This window comes from Streptomyces sp. NPDC002580 (assembly GCF_042889485.1).
Lineage (GTDB): Bacteria > Actinomycetota > Actinomycetes > Streptomycetales > Streptomycetaceae > Streptomyces.
The window spans coordinates 153,990-173,080 of record NZ_JBIAQZ010000006.1 but is presented as its reverse complement, the minus strand read 5'-3'; the positions used below and the strand labels follow the sequence as shown (position 1 = coordinate 173,080).

General features: G+C 72.0%; 16 protein-coding genes, 1 tRNA gene and 1 pseudogene. 8 read left to right on the top strand and 10 right to left on the bottom strand.

Features of this window, described 5'->3' with window-relative positions; genetic code table 11:
- Positions 1–483: 483 nt before the first annotated feature.
- Together ACFYW7_RS20040 and ACFYW7_RS20035 are read left to right on the top strand one after the other, a co-directional pair.
- Positions 484–2,229 (top strand): S8 family peptidase, encoded by a 1,746-nt coding sequence (locus tag ACFYW7_RS20040; protein ID WP_389504046.1) that lies wholly within the window; start codon positions 484–486, stop codon positions 2,227–2,229.
- Positions 2,230–2,291: 62 nt separating this feature from the next.
- On the top strand, positions 2,292–2,894 hold the full coding sequence (locus tag ACFYW7_RS20035; RefSeq protein ID WP_389504043.1) for a hypothetical protein: 603 nt from the start codon (positions 2,292–2,294) through the stop codon (positions 2,892–2,894).
- An 81-nt stretch (positions 2,895–2,975) separates the two neighbouring features.
- Here ACFYW7_RS20035 and mshC read toward each other — a convergent pair whose 3' ends face one another.
- The 4 genes from mshC to ACFYW7_RS20015 all read right to left on the bottom strand — a co-directional run bounded on the left by mshC (position 2,976) and on the right by ACFYW7_RS20015 (position 6,501).
- Positions 2,976–4,205 carry a cysteine--1-D-myo-inosityl 2-amino-2-deoxy-alpha-D-glucopyranoside ligase gene (gene mshC / locus ACFYW7_RS20030; protein WP_389504041.1) on the bottom strand — a complete coding sequence of 410 codons (1,230 nt, stop codon included), beginning with the start codon at positions 4,203–4,205 and terminating at the stop codon, positions 2,976–2,978.
- 107 nt (positions 4,206–4,312) lie between these two features.
- Positions 4,313–5,140, bottom strand: a complete 828-nt coding sequence (locus ACFYW7_RS20025) for an SCO1664 family protein (protein ID WP_389504039.1) — start codon at positions 5,138–5,140, stop codon at positions 4,313–4,315.
- The gene (locus tag ACFYW7_RS20020; protein ID WP_389504037.1) at positions 5,104–5,694 is read right to left on the bottom strand and encodes a DUF3090 domain-containing protein; all 591 of its coding nucleotides are present in this window, start codon (positions 5,692–5,694) and stop codon (positions 5,104–5,106) included. The genes ACFYW7_RS20025 and ACFYW7_RS20020 overlap by 37 nt, the downstream gene beginning before the upstream one ends.
- Positions 5,695–5,814: 120 nt before the next feature.
- On the bottom strand, positions 5,815–6,501 hold the full coding sequence (locus tag ACFYW7_RS20015; RefSeq protein WP_389504035.1) for a histidine phosphatase family protein: 687 nt from the start codon (positions 6,499–6,501) through the stop codon (positions 5,815–5,817).
- Between the two features lie 98 nt (positions 6,502–6,599).
- Between ACFYW7_RS20015 and corA the strand changes: the two genes are divergently transcribed.
- The gene (gene corA, locus ACFYW7_RS20010; protein ID WP_389504033.1) at positions 6,600–7,598 is read left to right on the top strand and encodes a magnesium/cobalt transporter CorA; all 999 of its coding nucleotides are present in this window, start codon (positions 6,600–6,602) and stop codon (positions 7,596–7,598) included.
- Between the two features lie 23 nt (positions 7,599–7,621).
- On the opposite strand, the gene ACFYW7_RS20005 is transcribed toward corA, so the two are convergent.
- Together ACFYW7_RS20005 and ACFYW7_RS20000 are read right to left on the bottom strand one after the other, a co-directional pair.
- The gene (locus ACFYW7_RS20005) at positions 7,622–8,410 is read right to left on the bottom strand and encodes a ferritin-like domain-containing protein (protein ID WP_389504031.1); all 789 of its coding nucleotides are present in this window, start codon (positions 8,408–8,410) and stop codon (positions 7,622–7,624) included.
- 214 nt (positions 8,411–8,624) lie between these two features.
- Positions 8,625–9,680, bottom strand: coding sequence for an LLM class F420-dependent oxidoreductase (locus ACFYW7_RS20000; RefSeq protein WP_389504029.1), 1,056 nt, complete (start codon positions 9,678–9,680; stop codon positions 8,625–8,627).
- 263 nt (positions 9,681–9,943) lie between these two features.
- Here ACFYW7_RS20000 and ACFYW7_RS19995 point away from each other — a divergent pair, with 263 nt between their 5' ends.
- Positions 9,944–10,927, top strand: coding sequence for an aldo/keto reductase (locus ACFYW7_RS19995; RefSeq protein ID WP_389504027.1), 984 nt, complete (start codon positions 9,944–9,946; stop codon positions 10,925–10,927).
- Positions 10,924–13,176: a helix-hairpin-helix domain-containing protein gene (locus ACFYW7_RS19990; protein WP_389504025.1), complete on the top strand. Its 2,253-nt coding sequence runs from the start codon at positions 10,924–10,926 to the stop codon at positions 13,174–13,176. Before ACFYW7_RS19995 ends, ACFYW7_RS19990 begins: the two co-directional genes overlap by 4 nt.
- A gap of 171 nt (positions 13,177–13,347) precedes the next feature.
- Here ACFYW7_RS19990 and ACFYW7_RS19985 read toward each other — a convergent pair whose 3' ends face one another.
- Positions 13,348–14,034: a hypothetical protein gene (locus ACFYW7_RS19985; RefSeq protein WP_389504023.1), complete on the bottom strand. Its 687-nt coding sequence runs from the start codon at positions 14,032–14,034 to the stop codon at positions 13,348–13,350.
- Between the two features lie 47 nt (positions 14,035–14,081).
- Between ACFYW7_RS19985 and ACFYW7_RS19980 the strand changes: the two genes are divergently transcribed.
- Positions 14,082–14,270, top strand: coding sequence for a DUF5703 family protein (locus ACFYW7_RS19980; protein WP_328556467.1), 189 nt, complete (start codon positions 14,082–14,084; stop codon positions 14,268–14,270).
- Between the two features lie 299 nt (positions 14,271–14,569).
- Here the strand turns inward: ACFYW7_RS19980 and ACFYW7_RS19975 are convergent, their stop codons facing one another.
- The 3 genes from ACFYW7_RS19975 to ACFYW7_RS19965 all read right to left on the bottom strand — a co-directional run bounded on the left by ACFYW7_RS19975 (position 14,570) and on the right by ACFYW7_RS19965 (position 17,375).
- Entirely contained in the window at positions 14,570–15,433 is an 864-nt protein-coding gene (locus ACFYW7_RS19975) for a chaplin (protein WP_389504020.1), read from the bottom strand.
- A 194-nt stretch (positions 15,434–15,627) separates the two neighbouring features.
- Positions 15,628–15,861: a chaplin ChpH gene (gene chpH, locus ACFYW7_RS19970; RefSeq protein ID WP_020939032.1), complete on the bottom strand. Its 234-nt coding sequence runs from the start codon at positions 15,859–15,861 to the stop codon at positions 15,628–15,630.
- 188 nt (positions 15,862–16,049) lie between these two features.
- On the bottom strand, positions 16,050–17,375 hold the full coding sequence (locus ACFYW7_RS19965) for a M20/M25/M40 family metallo-hydrolase (protein ID WP_389504018.1): 1,326 nt from the start codon (positions 17,373–17,375) through the stop codon (positions 16,050–16,052).
- A gap of 185 nt (positions 17,376–17,560) precedes the next feature.
- Between ACFYW7_RS19965 and ACFYW7_RS19960 the strand changes: the two genes are divergently transcribed.
- A tRNA-Leu gene (locus ACFYW7_RS19960) sits at positions 17,561–17,648 on the top strand.
- A gap of 664 nt (positions 17,649–18,312) precedes the next feature.
- A pseudogene (locus ACFYW7_RS19955) lies at positions 18,313–19,091 on the top strand (glycoside hydrolase family 11 protein); the annotation flags it as partial.

Genomic DNA, 19,091 nt, shown 5'->3' with positions numbered 1-19,091 from the left:
TGACACCGTCGGCCTGGACCGCGCCGGGCCGAAGAACCGACGGACCTGCGTGGGCACGGCGGGGAGACTCCGCCATCGCGCCACACCCCGTGCCGGCCGCCCGTACGGCCGTCCGACAGCTCACCGACGCGCGTCGGCGCTCCACGGCGAATCGGAACCGACCCCGTCCCACGGTCAACCACCGCTGCCGCAACGCCACATGACAGGCGTCTCCACAGCATTTGGCGTGATTACGGCGTGACATCTGGTTCAGGCCGGATTGCACACGCTTCCCCATTCAACTTGTTCTCAAACCAAGTTGGCGAATTCGGGGTGGACGAGCCGCCGTGGGCGTGCCAGGTTGTGCCCCGAAGGCGCCGCCCCGCAACGGGACATGGCACCGGACGCCGACCGCGGGACAGCGCGGGACAGCGGAACGACCCGCACATCGGAACGGCACACGCAGGGACCGGCACCCCCAGGGATCGAAGGGAGCGGTACGCGATGACCGACCAGGTACAACCGGCGCAGGGCCCGGGAACGTCCGGGCCGGGGCCCGACGGAGCGGGATTCACCTACCGAGGAGCCGAGCAGGAACTGATCGTCGTCGCACGCCCCGAGGCCCGGCTGCGCGCCGGGACCGCGGACGTCCGTTCGGCGGCGGGCGCGGACGTCTCCGCCCTCAACATGTTCCTCAGCGACGAACAACTCACCATGGAGCCGCTGTTCGGCAGCGAGGAACGGCTTCAGCAGTCCGCGGCGGGCACCGGGAGCGGGCCCGACCTCGCACTCTTCTACCGGGTGCGCGGCGTGCGCAGCCGTGCGCAGGAGCTGCGCGCCCGGATCGCCGCGCTGCCGGAGATCGACACGGCGTACGTGAAGCCCGGCGCCGTTCCGGCCTCGACCGGGCCGGCCGCCTGGGGCGGCCCGAGCGCCGACGACAGCCGACGGCTGAAGGAGGGGGCGCCCGTCACCCCCGACTTCACCAGCAGGCAGGGCTATCTGCGTCCGGCCCCGGAGGGGGTCGACGCCACCTGGGCCTGGCAGCGGCCCGGCGGCACGGGCCGGAACGTCACGGTGATCGACGTGGAGGGTGCCTGGCAGCTCGGGCACGAGGACCTCGCCTCGAAACTCGCCGGCGTCGTCGTCGGCACCCCCCTCACGGACATCGCCTGGCGCAACCACGGCACCGCCGTCATCGGGGTGATCGGCGGCGACCGCGACGAACACGGGATCACCGGGATCGCGCCGGACGCGGTGACCGCGGCCGCGTCCTTCCAGGGCATCGGAACGGCCGCGGCCATCCACGCGGCGGCGGAACGGCTGAGCCCCGGCGACATCATCCTGGTCGAACTGCACGCCCCCGGGCCCCGGTTCGACTTCGAGGAACGCGACACCCAGGAGGGCTACATCGCGCTCGAGTGGTGGCCGGACGACTTCGCGGCCGTCCAGTACGCGACCGCCCGGGGCATCCTCGTGGTGGAGGCCGCGGGCAACGGCGGCGAGTCGCTCGACGACGCGGTGTACGAGCGGCGCCCCGAGGAATTCCCCGAGTGGTGGCGCAACCCCTTCAACCCCTCCAACCGGTCCTCCGGGGCGATCCTGGTCGGCGCGGGCGCACCGCCCCCCGGCACGCACGGCCGCGACCACGGCCCGGACCGCTCACGGCTCGCGTTCTCCAACTACGGTGCCCGCATCGACACGCAGGGCTGGGGACGCGAGGTGACGACCACCGGCGGCTCCTGGGACCGGCCCGGCGATCTGCAGGGCGGCGCCGAGGAGATCGCCTGGTACACGGACACGTTCTCCGGGACCTCTTCCGCCTCCCCGGTGGTGGTCGGCGCCCTGGCCTCGCTGCAGGGCATGCTCAAGGCGGCGGGCCAGGCGCCGATGTCCTCGGAGCGTGCGCGCGCGGTGCTGCGGGCCACGGGTTCCCCGCAGCAGGACGCGCCGGGCCGGCCCGCCTCCCAGCGGATCGGCAACCGGCCGGACATCAGGGCGGCGGTCACCCGTCTGCTGCCGGAGGCGGTCGGCTCGGGCCAGGCCGAGCGGTACTGGGACGAGCTGCTGCCGTATCCGCGCGAACTCCCGCCGAGGCTCCGGCTGTACGTGTCCGGCGCCTGGCGCAACCTCGACGACCCGTCCCCCGGGATCCGCCAGGCGGTGCACTCCGCCTTCGCGGGGGGACGGCCCGATGTACGGGTCTGGTTCTCGGACGACGAGATCGTCGGCCTGGTCGTCACGGGCTGACGAGCCGATCCTCCCGGACCGGAACGGAACGCAACCAACCATTGACGGAAGGTGGCACCCGAATGAGCACGATCCCGCAGATGAGCCAGCAGGGACAACAGGGACAGCACCAGGGACAGCAGGGCCCCAGCACGGCACCCCCGCAGCAGTTCGGGCCGCAGCAGGGCATGGGCCAGCAGCCCTTCGGCACACAGCAGGGCATGGGCCAGCAGCAGCCGTACGGACCGCAGGGCATCGGCCAGCAGACGCAGCAGCCGTACCCCCAGCAGGGCATCGGACAGCCGATCCCGCAGCAGCAGATTCCGGCGCACCTCCAGCAGCAGCTCCAGCACCTCGGCCAGCAGCAGCCCTTCCAGCACCTGCTCCAGCAGCTCGGCGGGCAGCAGGCGCAGGCGCCGGGGCAGCCGCTCGTGCTGCCGAGCGCCGTCGAGCGCGCGGCGCTGACGAGCGGTACGGCCACGAAGTTCTGGGACGTCGTCACCCCGCTGCCGGGGCAGCCGTCGATCCTCTACCTGTTCATCGACAACGGCTGGCGTCAGCTCGTGAACCCGAACCAGACCACGCATGACGAGGTCCAGCGGGCCTTCGCCTTCGGGCAGCAGGTCATCGGGATCTACGACTCGGCCACGAACACCGTCCAGGCCGTGATCGTGAACCGGCAGTAGCGGCGGGGCCGGCGGACGGCACCACGCACAGGGCGCCGGGCGGATCACTCCGCCCGGCGCCCGACCGTGTACGGGGACCGGTTACAGCGCCACACCCATGAGGGCGTCGACGGCGCGCGACACGACGCCGGGGGCTCCCTCGTCGGTGCCGCCCGTCTCGTGCTGGAGCGCGGCCCAGCGGTCGACGGCGGCGAGCGCGGTGGGCGCGTCGAGGTCGTCGGCGAGCGCGGCGCGGATCTCCTCGACGAGTGCGTCGGCGAAGGGCCCGTCGGGCCGGGACACGGCGGCCCGCCAGTTCTCCAGGCGGGCGACGGCCTCCTCCAGGACGGCGTCGGTCCACTCCCAGTCGGCCCGGTAGTGGTGGGAGAGCAGCGCGAGGCGGATGGCGGCCGGGTCGACCCCGTCGCGCCGCAGGCTGGAGACGAAGACGAGGTTGCCCTTCGACTTCGACATCTTCTCGCCGTGCAGCGCGACCATGCCGGCGTGTACGTAAGCCTTGGCCATCGGGAACTCGCCGGTCAGCACCTGGGCGTGCGAGGCGCCCATCTCGTGGTGCGGGAAGACGAGGTCGGAGCCGCCGCCCTGGACGTCGAAGCCCATGCCCAGGTGGTCGAGGGCTATGGCCACGCACTCGATGTGCCAGCCGGGCCGGCCGCGGCCCAGGGAGCCGCCGTCCCAGCTCGGCTCGCCCTCGCGGGCGGCCATCCACAGCATCGGGTCGAGGGGGTTCTTCTTCCCGGCCCGGTCCGGGTCGCCGCCCCGCTCGGCGGAGAGCAGGCGCATCGCGTCGGCGTCCAGGTTGGACACCTTTCCGAAGTCGGGGTCGGACTCGACGGAGAAGTACACGTCGCCCTCGAGCTCGTACGCCGCTCCGGCGTCCCGCAGCCGTTCGACGAGCGGCACGATGCCGGGTATCGCCTCGACCGCGCCTATGTAGTGGCGCGGCGGCAGCATCCGCAGGGCGGTCATGTCCTCGCGGAAGAGAGCGGTCTCCTTCTCCGCGAGTCCCACCCAGTCGACGCCGTCGCGCTCGGCCCGCTCCAGCAGCGGGTCGTCGACATCCGTCACGTTCTGGACGTAGTGAACCTGCCGCTTGGTGTCGAGCCACACGCGCTGCACGAGGTCGAACGCGTTGTAGGTCGCCGCGTGTCCCAGGTGGGTGGCGTCGTACGGCGTGATGCCGCAGACATAGATACGGGCGACGGGACCGGGGTCGAGGGTGACGAAGCCACCGGTCGCGGTGTCGTGGATCCGGAGGTCGCGGCCCTCGCCGGGCAGGGCGGGAACCTCAGAAGCGGGCCAGGCATACATGTCATGAGACTAACCGGCCCGAACTTGCCCGTACGAACCGGCCAGCGGATGTCGGCCGGGAAGGCGGTCTTGCGCGATGCCCACGACCTGTGGGAATGGGCCGACACCTACACCGGCGGCCAGGGGATCGCGGGCCACTCCCCGCTCGGCTCAGGGTGGCGGCCCGAGACGAGCATCGCCTCGACCCGCGCGCGTGTGGCGTCGGTCTCGGCCGTGGTGACGAGTTCGGCCAAGCGGGTGGCCAGCGGCGCGCCCGGCGCCAGGGCGTCGCGCAGGGAGGCGAGGACCTCCAGCGCCTCGGCGGTCAGCGGCTCCCCCGCCCAGCCCCACAGGAGCGTGCGGAGTTTGTTCTCGGCGTTGAAGGTGACCCCGTGGTCGATGCCGTAGAGGCGGCCCTCCCCGGCGGGCAGCAGGTGGCCTCCCTTGCGGTCGGCGTTGTTGATCACGGCGTCGAGGACGGCGAGCCGCCGCAGCCGGACGTCGTCGGCGTGCACGAGCAGGGCCGTTTCGCCCTCGCCGACCTCGGCGAAGCCGATCGCCTTCCAGCCCTCGGCCGGCTCCTCCCCCTCGACGAGCGCGAGGAGTCCGTCCCCGTCCTGCCCGGCCGGGGACTCGATCCACAGCTGGCACATGCCCTCGCCGTACGGCCCGTCGCGCAGCACCGTCGTGGGCACGAGCCCCCAGCCGGTCGCCTGGGAGACCTCGTACGCGGCGACCTCGCGCTGGGCGAGCGTGCCGTCGGGGAAGTCCCACAACGGCCGTTCCCCGGCGACGGGTTTGTAGACGCAGGCCACCTCACGGCCCTCGTACGACACGGAGCAGTAGAGCACCGCGTTCGAGGCCTCACGGATCCGGCCGCGGACCTTCAGCTCGCCCCGGGCGAGCAGTTCGGCGGTCGTCACGCTCCGCGACGGTATCCGTTCTGGCGCGGACATACGTGTCCTTCCGGGTCGAGCGGGAGGCTGCACAGCGGGCAGGGCGGCCGGCCGGCGTTGACGACGTCGAGGGCGCGCTTGGCGAAGGCCCGGGCCTGGAGGCCGGTGAGCCGGACCCGCAGCATCGGCGGGCCGTTCTCCTCGTCCTGGAGCAGCCGCTCCTCGGCTTCCGCGAGGTCCTCGTCGGAGTCCGCCTCGAGCTCCACGAGGGCCTGCGCCTCGACGATCATGCGCTGTTCCTCACCGTCCCAGGCCAGCGCCATGGTGCCGACCCGGAACTCCTCCTCCACGGGTGTGTCGAGGGGGGCGGTGTCGGACACGTCGGCGGAGGCCACGGCCGGGACCGGTGCGTTGCCTCCGGTGCGCCGGACGACCTCGTCGAGGAGCTCGTCCATCCGTTCGGCCAGTGCGGCGACCTGGGTCTTCTCCAGCGCCACACTCGTCACCCGGGGTCCTGAGGACGCCTGAAGGAAGAAGGTACGGCGCCCGGGCAACCCGACCGTACCGGCCACGAAGCGGTCCGGGGGGTCGTAGAGGAACACCTGACGGGACACGTCCTGTCTCCATTGAATCGGCATGGGGACCGGCTGAGTGCGCCGGCCCGCATCGGCTGCTGAGAACTGTCTGACAACTACTGTGCTGCTTCGACCGCTTCACCCTACTGCGGCCGACGATCACGGTGCGCCCGCACCGCCCCCGACCGGAGCGTCGCCGCTCGGGGGTTCCGCGCGCGGCGCGAGGGACGCGAAATCACCGGTGTCCCCCAGGCGCACGAGAAAAGGCCTCAACCGGGTGTAACGGATCGCGGTGATGGAACACGGTTCTACGGAGATCCGTTGGAAGAGGTCGAGATGAAGTCCGAGTGCGTCGGCGACGAGCGACTTGATGATGTCGCCGTGCGAGCACATGAGGTAGACCGCGTCAGCGCCGTGGTCGCGCTCCACGCGCGCGTTCCACTCGCGCACGGCCTCGGCGGCCCGGCTCTGCATCGCCCGCATCGACTCGCCGCCGGGGAAGGCGGCCGCGGACGGATGCGCCTGGACGACCTCCATCAGCGGCTCACCGGTGAGTTCGGCGAGCTTGCGGCCCGACCAGTCGCCGTAGTGCGCCTCCCCGATGCGTTCCTCGGTGTGCGAGGGGACGTCGGGGCGGGCCTCCAGGAGGGGCTGGACGGTCTCCTGGCAGCGCTGGAGGGGGCTGGAGACGACCTCGGCGATCGGCAGGCCCGCGAGTCGCCCGGGCAGGGCCGCGGCCTGCTCGGTGCCGCGCTCGTCGAGAGCCACGCCGGGCGTCCAGCCGGCGAGCAGTCCCGCGGTGTTGGCGGTGGAACGTCCGTGCCGGACGAGGATCAGGGTGGGCATGCGGCCCAGCGTAAACGGACGGCCGACGTGGGCGGTGGGCCCTGGGGAAAGCGGTCACCGGCGTGCGGCGGCGGCCCGACGACGGGAGAATGCGCTCCGTGATCGTGGACTGTGCCATCTACCGTGCCGGGCGCCGGACGGAGGGCCCGGACGACCTCTCCGACGCCCTGGCCCAGTGCCGGGCCGGGAGCGAGGCCTTCGTGTGGATCGGCCTGCACGAGCCCACGGAGAAGGAGTTCGACCTGGTCACGCGGGAGTTCGGACTGCATCCGCTGGCGGTGGAGGACGCGCTCAAGGCTCATCAGCGTCCCAAGCTCGAGGTGTACGAGGACTCGCTGTTCGTGGTGCTCAAGCCGGTGTCGTACGAGCCGGAGAGCGACGCCGTCTCCTCGGGCGAGGTGATGGTCTTCCTCGGCGACTCGTTCGTGGTGACCGTGCGGCACGGCGAGGAGTCGCCCCTCGCGGCGGTCCGGCAGCGTCTGGAGTCGGACCCAAAGACGCTGCGGCACGGGCCGACGGCGGTGCTGTACGCGATCGCCGACGCCACCGTGGACCACTACCTGGACGTCGCGACCGAGCTCGGCACCGACCTGGAGGGACTGGAGGCGGAGGTCTTCTCGCCGCAGTCGGGCGGTTCGCGGAACACCGCGTCGAGGATCTACGCGTTCAAGCGGCAGGTGCAGGAGTTCCGCAGGGCGACGGTGCCGCTGACGGGTCCGCTGGCCCGGCTGTCGGGCCCGGGCGTCGCTTCGGCGGCCGTCCCGTTCGTGGACGACAAGGCGCAGCCCTTCTTCCGTGACGTCAACGATCACCTGCTGCGGGTCAACGAGTCCGTCGAGGGCCTGGACCGGCTGGTGTCCGACATCCTCTCGGCGCACCTCGCGCAGATGAGCGTGCGGCAGAACGACGACATGCGGAAGATCTCCGCCTGGGCGGCCATGGCCGCGGTCCCGACGATGGTCGCGGGAATCTACGGGATGAACTTCGACCACATGCCCGAGCTGCACTGGTTGTGGTCGTACCCGGTGGTGATCGGGTGCCTGGTGGTGCTCGAGTTCGGGCTGTTCCGCCTCTTCAAGCGGCGGGGCTGGCTGTAGTCCGTCCCGGTGCGGGGTCGGGGTCAGGCGAACTCCGGTGCCGTCGCGGCGGGGCCGTCCAGCGCGCCCCGTCGCTCGGGCATCTCCAGGGAGACCATCCGGCGCCAGCCCGCGGCCCGCTCGTAGGCGTACACGGCGTGGATGCCCGCGGCGAGGACGGCGGCCCGGCCCCGGGACCAGCCGAGGATGCGTCCCATGTGGGCCATGACGGCGAGGCTGACGTCCCGGTAGACGCGGATCTCGGCGAGGGCGCACGCGCGCAGGGTGCGCTGGATGGCGCGGCCGTGACCGGCGCGGGCGAAGCGCAGCAACTCCTCGTGGCAGTAGGCGAGGTGGTTGTCCTCGTCGCCCGAGATCATCTTCACCGCGCGGCCGATGTCGGGGTGGTCGGCGAAGTGCCTGCGCAGCAGGTCCATCTGCTCGGAGGCCCGCTGTTCGGTGACCCGGCTGTGGGCGAGGTAGGTGACGATGTCCGGCACGGTGAGCGGCCTGTCGCTCTTGAGCCTGTCGTGCGCCAGGCCGATGCCGTCGCGCTCCAGGAGCATCGTGTAGTCGGTGTCGGGCGGGACCTCGACCGGTTCGAGGCCGCGCTTCCGCAGGAGGGCGTTGAAGATCCGCCCGTGCTTGTCCTCGTCGGCGCCGTGCCGGGCGATCTTGGGGGCGAACGAGCGCTCGCTCGCCGGGACCAGCGCGGCGATGCGGGCGTTCTCCCAGCCCCCCTGCGACTCCCCGCCGGCGGCGATGGAGCAGAAGAGCCGGTAGGACTCGTCGTTGTCGAGGATCTCCTGGAACAGAGTCTTGGCCGAAAGCATCACTGACACCTCTCCGCAGGGTTGTGCAGAAAACGAGTCAAATGGGATGTCGGCCACCCGGCAACCGATGTGTCGGACGAATCCGCCGAACGGCTGATGACGCGGCGGGCCCCGGCGCGTAACCAAGGGGCCGCCCGCGCGTTGTTCTCCGTGACGGCCGTGGCGGGGAAGACCCCCGAGCCCCCACCACGGCCGCAGAACTTTCCCGGTGCCGTTACGCCAGTCCGGCCCGCTCCAGGGCGTCGGAGCCGGCCCGCAGCGAGGCGATCCGGTCCTCCAGCGTGAAGCCCGCGGGCGCCAGAGTGAGCGTGGTGACCCCGGCCGCGGCGTACGCCTGCATGCGGTCGGCGATGCGGTCCACCGAGCCGAGCAGGGTCGTCTGGTCGATCAGCGCGTGCGGGACGGCGGCCGCGGCGCCCTCCTTGTCGCCGGACAGGTACTTGTCCTGGATCTCGGCCGCTTCCTTCTCGTAGCCCATGCGCTGGGCGAGCTGGTTGTAGAAGTTCTGCTTGCGGCTGCCCATGCCGCCGACGTACAGGGCGGTGTACGGGCGGAACATGTCGGCGAGCGCGGTGACGTCCTTGTCCTCGCCGAGCGCGAGCGGAAGGGTCGGACAGACGTCGAAGCCCTCCAGCGTCTTCCCGGCCTTCTCCCGGCCCGCGCGCAGGTACGTGATCGCGGTGTCCTCGAGGTGCTCGGCGGAGGGGAAGATGAGCAGCGCGCCGTCCGCGATCTCGCCGGTCTGCTCCAGGTTCTTCGGGCCGATCGCGGCGATGTAGAGCGGGATGTGCTCGCGCTCCGGGTGCACGGTCAGCTTGAGCGGCTTGCCCGGACCGCCCGGCAGCGGCAGGGTCCAGTGCTCGCCCTCGAACGACAGCCGCTCGCGCGTCATCGCCTTGCGCACGATCTCCACGTACTCGCGGGTCCGGGCCAGCGGCTTGTCGAACTTGACGCCGTACCAGCCCTCGGAGACCTGCGGTCCGGAGACACCGAGGCCGAGACGGAAGCGGCCGCCCGACAGCGAGTCGAGGGTCGCGGCGGTCATCGCGGTCATCGCGGGCTGCCTGGCCGGGATCTGGAAGATGGCCGAACCGACGTCGATGCGCTCGGTCTGGGCGGCGACCCAGCTGAGCACGGTGGCCGCGTCGGAGCCGTAGGCCTCGGCGGCCCAGCAGACGGCGTATCCGAGCCGGTCGGCCTCCTGGGCGACGGCGAGATTGTCCGCGTCCATTCCGGCGCCCCAGTAGCCGAGGTTGATGCCGAGCTGCATGACCGATCCCCTTACCCATCAGTAACGTCCCTTGTGTCCGAGACCCTAGCGTGCGCGCGCCCCGGGCGGGGAGGGGCGCCGTCCCGTTCTCGGCGAGGGCGCGGGAGACCGCCCGGCCGCCCGGCGCGGCCCCCGGTGCCCGCCCGGCCGGCCGGGTCCCGGCCGCCGCGGGGCGCCACCTGCCCCCACGTGCGGGGGTCGCCGGAATTTCGGTTGTCCACAGGCCCCCACGCGGCCGGTGCCGGACAGTAATCTCGGCGTCCATGGAGCAGAGGCATCTCGGCCGTACAGGCCTGCGCGTGTCCCGGATCGGACTCGGCACCCTCACGTGGGGGCGGGACACCGACGAGCACGACGCCGCGGACCTCTTGAAGACGTTCTGGGAAGCGGGCGGAACCCTCGTCGACACCGCGGACGTGTACGGCGACGGCGAGGCCGAGTACCTCCTGGGACGCCTCATGGAAGGGCTCGTGCCGCGCCGCGACCTGGTCATCTCGACCAAGGCGGGAAGCGTGCGCGACCCCGACCGCCGCTTCGACGGCTCGCGCAGCCACCTGCTGTCGGCCCTGGACGCCTCGCTCACCCGGCTGGGCACGGACTACGTCGACGTGTGGCACGTCCACGCCTACGACCCGGACACGCCCCTGGAGGAGACCCTCCAGGCGATGGACCTGGCCGTCAGCAGCGGCCGCGCGCGCTACGCGGGCGTCTCCAACTTCTGCGGCTGGCAGCTCGCGAAGGCCGCCACCTGGCAGCTCGCCGCTCCGGGCATACGCACCCGGCTGGCCAGTACGCAGATGGAGTACTCCCTGCTCCAGCGCGGCATCGAGCGGGAGGTGCTGCCCGCCGCGCTCGACCTGGGCGTCGGCCTGCTGCCGTCCTCGCCGCTCGGGCGCGGTGTGCTCACCGGCAAGTACCGGGGCGGGACACCGACGGACTCGCGGGGAGGCTCGGAACACCTCGCGCCCTTCGTCGCGCCCTACCTCGACGAGACGGCGAGCGGCATCGTGGAGGCGGTGACGACCGCGGCGGAAGGCCTCGCCGTGACCGCGCTCCAGGTGGCGCTCGCCTGGGTCCGCGACCGGCCCGGAGTGGCCGCCCCCATCGTGGGCGCGCGCAACGCGCAGCAGCTCACGGCCGCGTTGTCAGTGGAGACCCTTAGTCTTCCTGACGAGATCTGCCGGGCGCTCGACGACGTGTCCGCCCCGGTGCACCACTATCCCGATCACGACTGGAGCACGCTGTGAGCACGGAGCCCGAGACCACGGAGGAAGCGGAGCCGGGGGCGCCGGGCGCGGACGCGGCCGTCGGCACCCCGCAGAACGCGGGCGAGGACGTGGACCCCGCGGAAGCGGGCTCCGAGGACACGGACTCCGGGGACGGGGGCTCCGGGGACGGGGACGCCTCCGAGGGCACGGACACGGAGGCCGCCGCCGGCACGGAGGCCGCGGAAGGCGCCGCCCAGCTGTCCGAGGCGGCCGCCGAGCTGGCGGCCCAGCGTGTGGAGCGGGAGCGGATCGAGCGGCGGAAGGCCGAGAAGCAGGCGCCGATCGAGGCCGGGACCAAGCTCAGCGGCACGGCCGCGGACCTGCTCGCCGCCGTACGGGCCGTCGAGAGCGGCCAGAAGCCCGGGACCACCCCGTTCCGCGAGCCGGATCCCACGCCGCCCAGGTCGGCACAGGAGCCCGTGCGGCGACCGCAGCCCGCGGCCGCGCCGGCCCCGGCACCCGAAGCGGTCGGGGCCGTCCGTGCCGTGCTCGTCGAGGGCGGCGCGCCCGAGGCGCTCGCGGCACAGGTCGTCGCCGTCCTGGGTGAGAACGCCGAGGACGGACTGCGGGAGGATCCCTGGCAGTTGCTGCGCGTCGCCGGGGTAAGGCCCGAGCAGGCCGACGGGTTCGCCCGCGCGCTCCTCGGCGCGGAGTGCGGCCCGGACGACGAGCGCCGCGGCCGGGCGCTGACCGTGTGGCTGCTGGAACAGGCGGCCGCCGCCGGGCACACCGCCCTGGACGCCCCGGTGCTTCTCGCGGCCCTCTCCCAGCGCTCGGTGCCGGACCCGGACGCGGCCGTCCAGAGCGCTCTCGCGGAGGGGGACGCCCTGGTCTTCCAGGACGCCCTGGACACCGCTCCCGCGGCCGCCCCGGCGCCCGCGGCGTCTCAGGAGGACGAGGCCCAGGAGCCGCAGGAGCGCCCGGTGCGGATCCTGATCGGCCTGGAGCGGTACGCGCTGGCCGAGGAGAGCCTCGCCGACGGACTGGCCCGGGTGATGAACTCGGTTCCGAAGGAGGACGGTTCGGCCGCCGACTGGGAGCGGGCGGCGGCAGCGGCCCCCCGTTCCGCCGGTGAGCTGATCCGAGCGGTCGCCGCTCACGGCCTGGTGCTGCACACGGGCGGCGACGCCTCCCGGGCCGAGACGGCGGCGCTGCTGCGCGCGGCGGACGGGCTCGGCCTGCGCGGCTGGGCCGCCACGCACACCTCCCTCGGCCGCGACGCCTTCACCGCCGAACCGGCCGGGCCCGACCTGGCGGGCAGCGGCGCGGAGAGCGGCGTCGCCACCGTCGGCGGGCTGCTCTCCGGCACCGAGGGTCCGGGGCGGGACGCGGACGGCGCGCTGGACCTGGACCTCCTGGTCGTCCTCGACGCGCCGCAGCTCGACGTGGAGACGGCGGCGATGCTCGCCGAGTCGCTGCCGGACGGTGCCCGCCTCGTGCTGAGCGGCGATCCGGGGGTGCTCTGGTCGGCGGGCCCCGGCAGGGTCTTCGCGGACCTGCTCGCCGCCCGCACCTGCCCGCAGGTGGCCTCGCGGACCCCTGACCCCGGCCCCATCGGCGAACTCGTCTCCGGAGTCGGTATCGGCGAGCTCAACCAGGTCGAGGCGCCCGGCAAGGAGGTCGTGATCGTCCCGGTGCGGGACGCCGGCGAAGCGGTCCACCGGACCGTGCAGCTGGTCGCGGACTCGGTGCCGCGAGCGTTCGGCATCCCTGCCGAGCGGACACAGGTCCTCACCCCGGGGCACGGTGGCGCGGTCGGCACCCGCGCGCTGAACACCGCGCTCAAGGAGCGGCTGAACCCCGGTCCGGGGCGCTTCGGCGGCTTCGACCCGGGCGACCGGATCGTCCACACCACGGCGCCCGGTCAGGCGGTGCCGGGCCACGTGGTCAAGGCCGACGCCGAGGGACTGCACCTGGAGTGCTCGGGCGCCCCCGTGGTCGTACCGAAGGAGCAGGTCGAGCAGTCCGTACGGCACGGCTGGGCCCTCACCGCGCACCAGGCGGTGGGTATGCGCTGGCCCGCCGTGGTCGTGGTGCTCCCGGGCGACGCGGCGGCGGCGCTGACCCGGCCGTGGGTCCACACCGCGTTCGGTCGGGCCGGGCGTCACCTCTCCGTCGTGCACGGGGTGGAAGGGGCGCTGGCGCGCGCCGTGGCGGAGGTCCCGCAGAAGCCGCGCACCACACGGCTGCCCGCACTGCTGACGGCCCAGACGCCGGCCGCCGGCTGATCCTCACCGGGCCCGGACCCGGCTCCGTCGCCGCACCGCGTGGTCACGCGCGGCAACGGAACGGGCCGCGGTGTCGCCGCGCGGGCCACACAGGTGCGCACCGGGACGCACGGGGGCGGTCACCGGACTCCGGTGACCGCCCCCGTGCCTGCCCGCGACGCGGGGCCGGTCTCAGCGATCGGCGTCCAGCGGCTCGGCCTCCGCGTCGGAGCCGAGGTCGTCCTCCAGGTCGTCGTCCGACTCCTCGTCGAAGACGGCGCTCACGTCGAAGCGGCAGACGACACGCTGCGGGTCGATCGACTCGAAGGGTGCCTCCAGCCATTCACCGGGCTCGGCGGGTTCGTCCGCGGCGGTCACCCAGAGCGTGGAGTCGCCCTCCTCGAGACCGAATTCCTTGTGCCGGGACGCGATCTCGTCCGGCTCGAACTCGCCGAACAGGACCCCGAGCGCCCCGTGGACGGTGCCGGCCGCCGCGTCGAAGCCCTCGGTGGCGGTGGCACCGTCCTCCTCCACGGCTTCCACCCGCTGGGCCTGCGCCAGCAGTCGCTGCGGCTCCACCACCGCGTAGTCCCGGCGGATCACCACGCTGAGCGCGTTCGGCTCCTCGGGTCCGGTGTACGGAGGCAGGGTGTCGTCACCGCCGGGGATCTCGAACGGCGTGACCTCGTCGTAGCGGTCGTAGAGGAGCTCGTCGTACTCCTCGGCCGCCGCGGCGAGCTCGTTGAACGCCTCGTAGACGGCCGGGTCGTCGTCGCCCGTCCTGCGCTCGACCGCGGCCAGGTGGCGGTCGAGAGCGGTCTTGACCGCCTCGGCGGCGGCACGTACCTCGGCAGCGGTGGGCTGCACAGCATCAGACATAGTGCAGACGCTATCCGTACAGGGCCTCTGCCCGCACAATAGATGCGATGCCGGAATACGAATTTGTGGACGTGTACGTACCTCGCGGGGTCTCCCGCAAGGAGACGACACGTCTGCTGACGGACCATGCCGAGTACGGACACTGGGAGTTGGACCGCCTGAGCCTGCTGCGCGACGGCAGCCGCAGGGTGCGGATGCGACGACGGATTATTCGTCAGGTACGCGCCACGTGGTGACGGAAAGCCGCCGAAAGGGTGCGGGCCCCGCCGTCGCGGAGCCCGCACCACCGCGGACGCAGGTGCCAGGCGCAGAACGATCGTGATGTCTCGGCCACACCCGTGCCGCGCCCTGTTCCCGGTGCGCCACGCCGGATCACCGCTCGCGCCGCACGAAGCCGCGTCAGGGCCGCACCTGGTGCCGGCCATGTCTCACGACGTCTCGCCGGGTCGCACCCGCGCCGTACCCGGGCACGCGCGCGGTGTCGCCCGCCGAGGTGGTCTCCCCGAGGATTCCGGTACCGGCCCGGCCGCCGACGCTAGGCCGCCGAGCGCGACCGGCGGAAGAGCACGGCGCCGGCCAGGAGCGCGGCGGCTCCCGTCGGTACGACCGCGCCGAGCGGCAGCTCACTTCCCGTGTGGGCGAGCTGGGCCGAGCTGTTCGGGACGGCCTGGGCCACGGCCCGAGAGCCCGGTCGGTCGTCCTGTGCGGGGGTGCCACGGTGCTTGCCGCCGCCCGGCCGGGGCGTGCCCGTGTCGCCGGGGTTCCCGGGCGTACCCGGGTGGCCGGCGTGACCCGGAGTGCCGGGCTGACCGGGGGTGCCGGGGTGACCCGGAGTACCGGGGGTGCCCGGGTGACCGGGGTGACCCGGATGTCCGGGGTGGCCCGGGTGGCCCGGGTGGCCCGGATGTCCGGGGTGGCCGCCGGGCGGGGTGTCGGCGTGACCGCCGCCGTTCGCGCAGCCGTCGGCCGCTGTCGCGTTGCCGATACCCACGACGTTCACGCTGTTGCCGCAGGCGTTGACCGGGACGTCCACCGGCACCTGTACCTGGTTGCCGGATCCCACCCCCGGCGAGTGGGCGGTGTGACCGCCGGCCCGGGAGCCGCCGCCCGAGTGGGACCCCGTGCCGCCGTGTCCGCCGGGAGCACCTCCCCGGCCGCCCTGGTTGACGCATGTGTTGCCCGTCGCCGGGTTGAGCAGCCCGATCACGCTCACGGTGTTTCCGCAGACGTTGACCGGCACGTGCACCGGCACCTGCACCGTGTTGCCCGACAGCACGCCGGGCGAGCCCGACGCTGAACCGATCGCGCCCGAGTCGGCGTGTGCGGAGACGCCGGTGACCGCGAGCACTCCACCGGCCGCCGCCACGGTCATCAGGCCCTTGCGGGTGACCTGTCGCATAGCTGTATCCCTGCCTTAGTCCTTGGGACGTGGACCGTCCGGAACACGCACCCGCCCACGCGACGGGTACGCGGAGAAACCGGTCGGCCCCGGAGCGCATGGCGCGCACTCCGGGGCCGACGAGTTCAGACCTTCACGAAGTGACCCTCATGAGGTGAGCCACGGGGTGCCCCCTCGTGGGATGAGGAACGACGTCAGTGGTTGACGCAGGTGTTGCCGAAGGCGGGGTTCAGCAGCCCGATCACGGAGATCGTGTTGCCGCAGACGTTCACGGGGACGTGAACGGGCACCTGGATGACGTTGCCGGAGACGACGCCGGGAGAGTGCACAGCGGCACCCTGGGCACCCGAATCGGCGACAGCCAGGCCCGCACCCGCGAGAACCAGACCACCGGTGGCAGCCGCAGCGGCGACGACCTTCTTGATCATTATTCCTCCTTGTAGGCAAACACGACCCTCAGTAGCGGATCGCAACACCTGTAACGAGGAGGGAGTAGTAGAGCTATGGGCTTATGGTCGCATTCACCCGTCCCGGGCGATCTCCGCACGCACGGGCGATTGTCGACGTCAACTCCCCGCCCCCGCGGGCGACAGGGCGGGGAGTGACGCCGTCGGCGTCACGAGGCGTCGATGAAGCGGTCCAGGACCCGCACCCCGAACTGGAGCGCGTCCACCGGCACCCGCTCGTCGACACCGTGGAACATGCCCGCGAAGTCCAGCTCGGGCGGCAGCTTCAGCGGGGCGAAGCCGAAGCAGCGGATACCGAGGTCGGCGAAGGACTTGGCGTCGGTACCGGCCGAGAGCATGTACGGCACGGCGCGCGCGATGGGGTCCTCGGCGGAGAGGGCGGTCTGCATGGCGTCGACGAGGGCGCCGTCGAAACCGGTCTCCAGAGCCTTGTCCGCGTGCACGTCCTCGCGCCTCACCCGAGGGCCGAGGATGCGGTCGAGGTCGGCGAGGAACTCCTCCTCGTAGCCCGGCAGGTAGCGGCCGTCGACGTGCGCGGTGGCCTGCCCGGGAATCACGTTGACCTTGTAACCGGCGCCCAGCTGGGTCGGGTTGGCGGTGTTCTGCAGGGAGGCGCCGATGAGCTTGGCGAGGCCGCCGAGCTTGGCGAGCGTCCCGTCCATGTCCTCCGGGTCCAGCTCGGTGCCGAGGGCGTCGCCGAGTTCGTCGAGGAAGTGACGCAGGGTCTTCGTCACGCGCACCGGGAACTTGTGCCGGCCGAGCCGCCCGACGGCCTCGGACAGTTCGGTGATCGCGTTGTCCTTGTGGATCATCGAACCGTGTCCGGCGGTGCCGTCCACGGTCAGCTTCATCCAGTGCATGCCCTTCTGCGCGGTCTCGACGAGGTACAGCCGCAGCTTCTCGTTGACCGTGAAGGAGAACCCGCCGACCTCGCCGATCGCCTCGGTGACGCCCTCGAAGAGACCGGGGTGCTTGTCGACCAGGTGCCGGGCGCCCCACGTGCCGCCCGCCTCCTCGTCGGCGAGGAAGGCGAGGACGATGTCGCGCGGGGGCTTGCGACCGGTACGCATCCGCTCCCGTACGACCGCCAGGGTCATGGCGTCCATGTCCTTCATGTCGACCGCGCCGCGGCCCCACACCATCCCGTCGGCGATCTCGCCCGAGAAGGGGTCGTGGGTCCAGTCCGCCGCGTTGGCCGGTACGACATCGGTGTGGCCGTGGATGAGGAGCGCGGGCCGCGAGGGGTCCTCGCCCTCGATACGGGCCACGGTGGAGGCGCGGCCCTTGTGCGACTCGAAGATCTGCGGTTCGAGGCCGACCTCGGCGAGCTTCTCGGCGACGTACTCCGCGGCCTCGCGCTCGCCGGGGCCCGAGTGGTCCCCGTAGTTGCTGGTGTCGATCCGGATCAGCTCACGACAGAGGTCCACGACCTCGTCCTCGCCGGTGACGTTCCTGGTCGTGCCGCTCTCGCTCACGCCGCTTCCTCCCGCTGTCGCCGCTGGTGGTCCCCCTCATCCTCCCTCCGATCCCCTTCGCCCCCAAGGCCGGGCCCGGTCCGTCACACGCCGTTCACGCAGCGACGGGGGGTGATCGGAGGCCCTCGAAAGCCTGGTAATGTTTCCTCTGTCGCCGCGAGGGAAACCCGCGCGACAGACACCTTGTCCGGGTGGCGGAATGGCAGACGCGCTAGCTTGAGGTGCTAGTGCCCTTTAACGGGCGTGGGGGTTCAAGTCCCCCCTCGGACACCAGCTGAGACCCCACTTCGTGTGGGGTCTTCTGCGTTTCCCGGCCCTGGCGCCGCCGCGCAGCCGACGGCCCGGAGCCCCCGGCCAGGCCGCACCGGCAATCGACGTCCGCGCGCTCCGCCGTGACGAGCACGACCGCCACCGGCCCGGCACCCCGAGGGGGCCGCCCTCGCACCCCGTCCTCCGCGTCCGGCGATCCTCACTACCGAATCAGGGTCCGAAGATTCTTCGAAACTTTCGAAGAGTCGACCCATCAAGTGGATCTTGGGCGGGAATCACCTAACGATCAGCAACCTTCAGTCTCGATATCCATGCCACTTGAGCAGGCAAGACATCACACTCAAGACTTCCCAGCCTCGGCGAATGTTTCGAATCCAATGCCGAAAGTATTGACAGTTGACAGGGGCAGATCAACACTGGGCGCGATTCACCGAGCTCCAGCCCGGCCGTGTTCCGCGATGTCGACGCTCGGACGTCGTCGCCTCCCGCTCAGCAATCGTCGCGCGATCCTCGCGACGTCATGTCGCGCTGCCCGGCCCCGCCCGCCTCACGAGAACGAGGAGGAAACACGCACATGACCGACGCACCCGCACACCCGTCGAACCGCAGTCGCGGTCGCTCCGGAGCGCTCCGTCGCTTCCGACTGCTCATCAGTGGCGTAAGCACCATGCTGCTGGTCGCCCTGGCCGCACTGACCCTGCCCGGTACCGCCCACGCCGACACGGTCGTCACCTCGAACCAGACCGGCACCGACAACGGCTACTACTACTCGCACTGGAGCGACGGCGGCGGCTCGGTGTCCATGACCCTGGGCAGCGGCGGCAACTACGGCTACCAGTGGAGCAACGTCGGCAACTTCGTCGGCGGCAAGGGCTGGAGCACCGGCGGACGCAAGTCCGTGAACTACTCGGGCAGCTTCAACCCGTCCGGCAACGCCTACCTGGCCCTCTACGGATGGACGCAGAACCCCCTCGTCGAGTACTACGTCGTCGACAACTGGGGCACCTACCGGCCCACGGGCACCTTCAAGGGCACCGTCACCACCGACGGCGGCACGTACGACATCTACCAGACCACGCGGGTCAACCAGCCGTCCATCGAGGGCACCAAGACGTTCCAGCAGTACTGGAGCGTCCGGCAGTCGAAGCGGACCGGCGGCACCATCACCACCGGCAACCACTTCGACGCGTGGGCCGGCAAGGGCATGAGCATGGGCAACTTCAACTACATGATCATGGCCACCGAGGGCTACCAGAGCAGTGGCAGCTCCAACATCACCGTGAGCGAGGGCGGTTCGAGCGGGGGCGGCGGGACCGGCGGTGGCGGGAGCGGCGGCGGCTGCACCGCGACACTGTCGGCCGGCCAGCAGTGGAGCGACCGCTACAACCTGAACGTCGCCGTCAGCGGCTCCAGCAACTGGACCGTGACCATGAACGTGCCCTCCCC

Bases quoted from the DNA above. Each gene is read 5' to 3' on its own strand.
- ACFYW7_RS20040 (WP_389504046.1), top strand. From the start codon at position 484: ATGACCGACCAGGTACAACCGGCGCAGGGCCCGGGAACGTCCGGGCCG.
- ACFYW7_RS20035 (WP_389504043.1), top strand. From the start codon at position 2,292: ATGAGCACGATCCCGCAGATGAGCCAGCAGGGACAACAGGGACAGCAC.
- mshC (WP_389504041.1), bottom strand. From the start codon at position 4,205: ATGTATGCCTGGCCCGCTTCTGAGGTTCCCGCCCTGCCCGGCGAGGGC.
- ACFYW7_RS20025 (WP_389504039.1), bottom strand. From the start codon at position 5,140: ATGTCCGCGCCAGAACGGATACCGTCGCGGAGCGTGACGACCGCCGAA.
- ACFYW7_RS20015 (WP_389504035.1), bottom strand. From the start codon at position 6,501: ATGCCCACCCTGATCCTCGTCCGGCACGGACGTTCCACCGCCAACACC.
- ACFYW7_RS20005 (WP_389504031.1), bottom strand. From the start codon at position 8,410: ATGCTTTCGGCCAAGACTCTGTTCCAGGAGATCCTCGACAACGACGAG.
- ACFYW7_RS20000 (WP_389504029.1), bottom strand. From the start codon at position 9,680: ATGCAGCTCGGCATCAACCTCGGCTACTGGGGCGCCGGAATGGACGCG.
- ACFYW7_RS19995 (WP_389504027.1), top strand. From the start codon at position 9,944: ATGGAGCAGAGGCATCTCGGCCGTACAGGCCTGCGCGTGTCCCGGATC.
- ACFYW7_RS19985 (WP_389504023.1), bottom strand. From the start codon at position 14,034: ATGTCTGATGCTGTGCAGCCCACCGCTGCCGAGGTACGTGCCGCCGCC.
- ACFYW7_RS19980 (WP_328556467.1), top strand. From the start codon at position 14,082: ATGCCGGAATACGAATTTGTGGACGTGTACGTACCTCGCGGGGTCTCC.
- ACFYW7_RS19975 (WP_389504020.1), bottom strand. From the start codon at position 15,433: ATGCGACAGGTCACCCGCAAGGGCCTGATGACCGTGGCGGCGGCCGGT.
- chpH (WP_020939032.1), bottom strand. From the start codon at position 15,861: ATGATCAAGAAGGTCGTCGCCGCTGCGGCTGCCACCGGTGGTCTGGTT.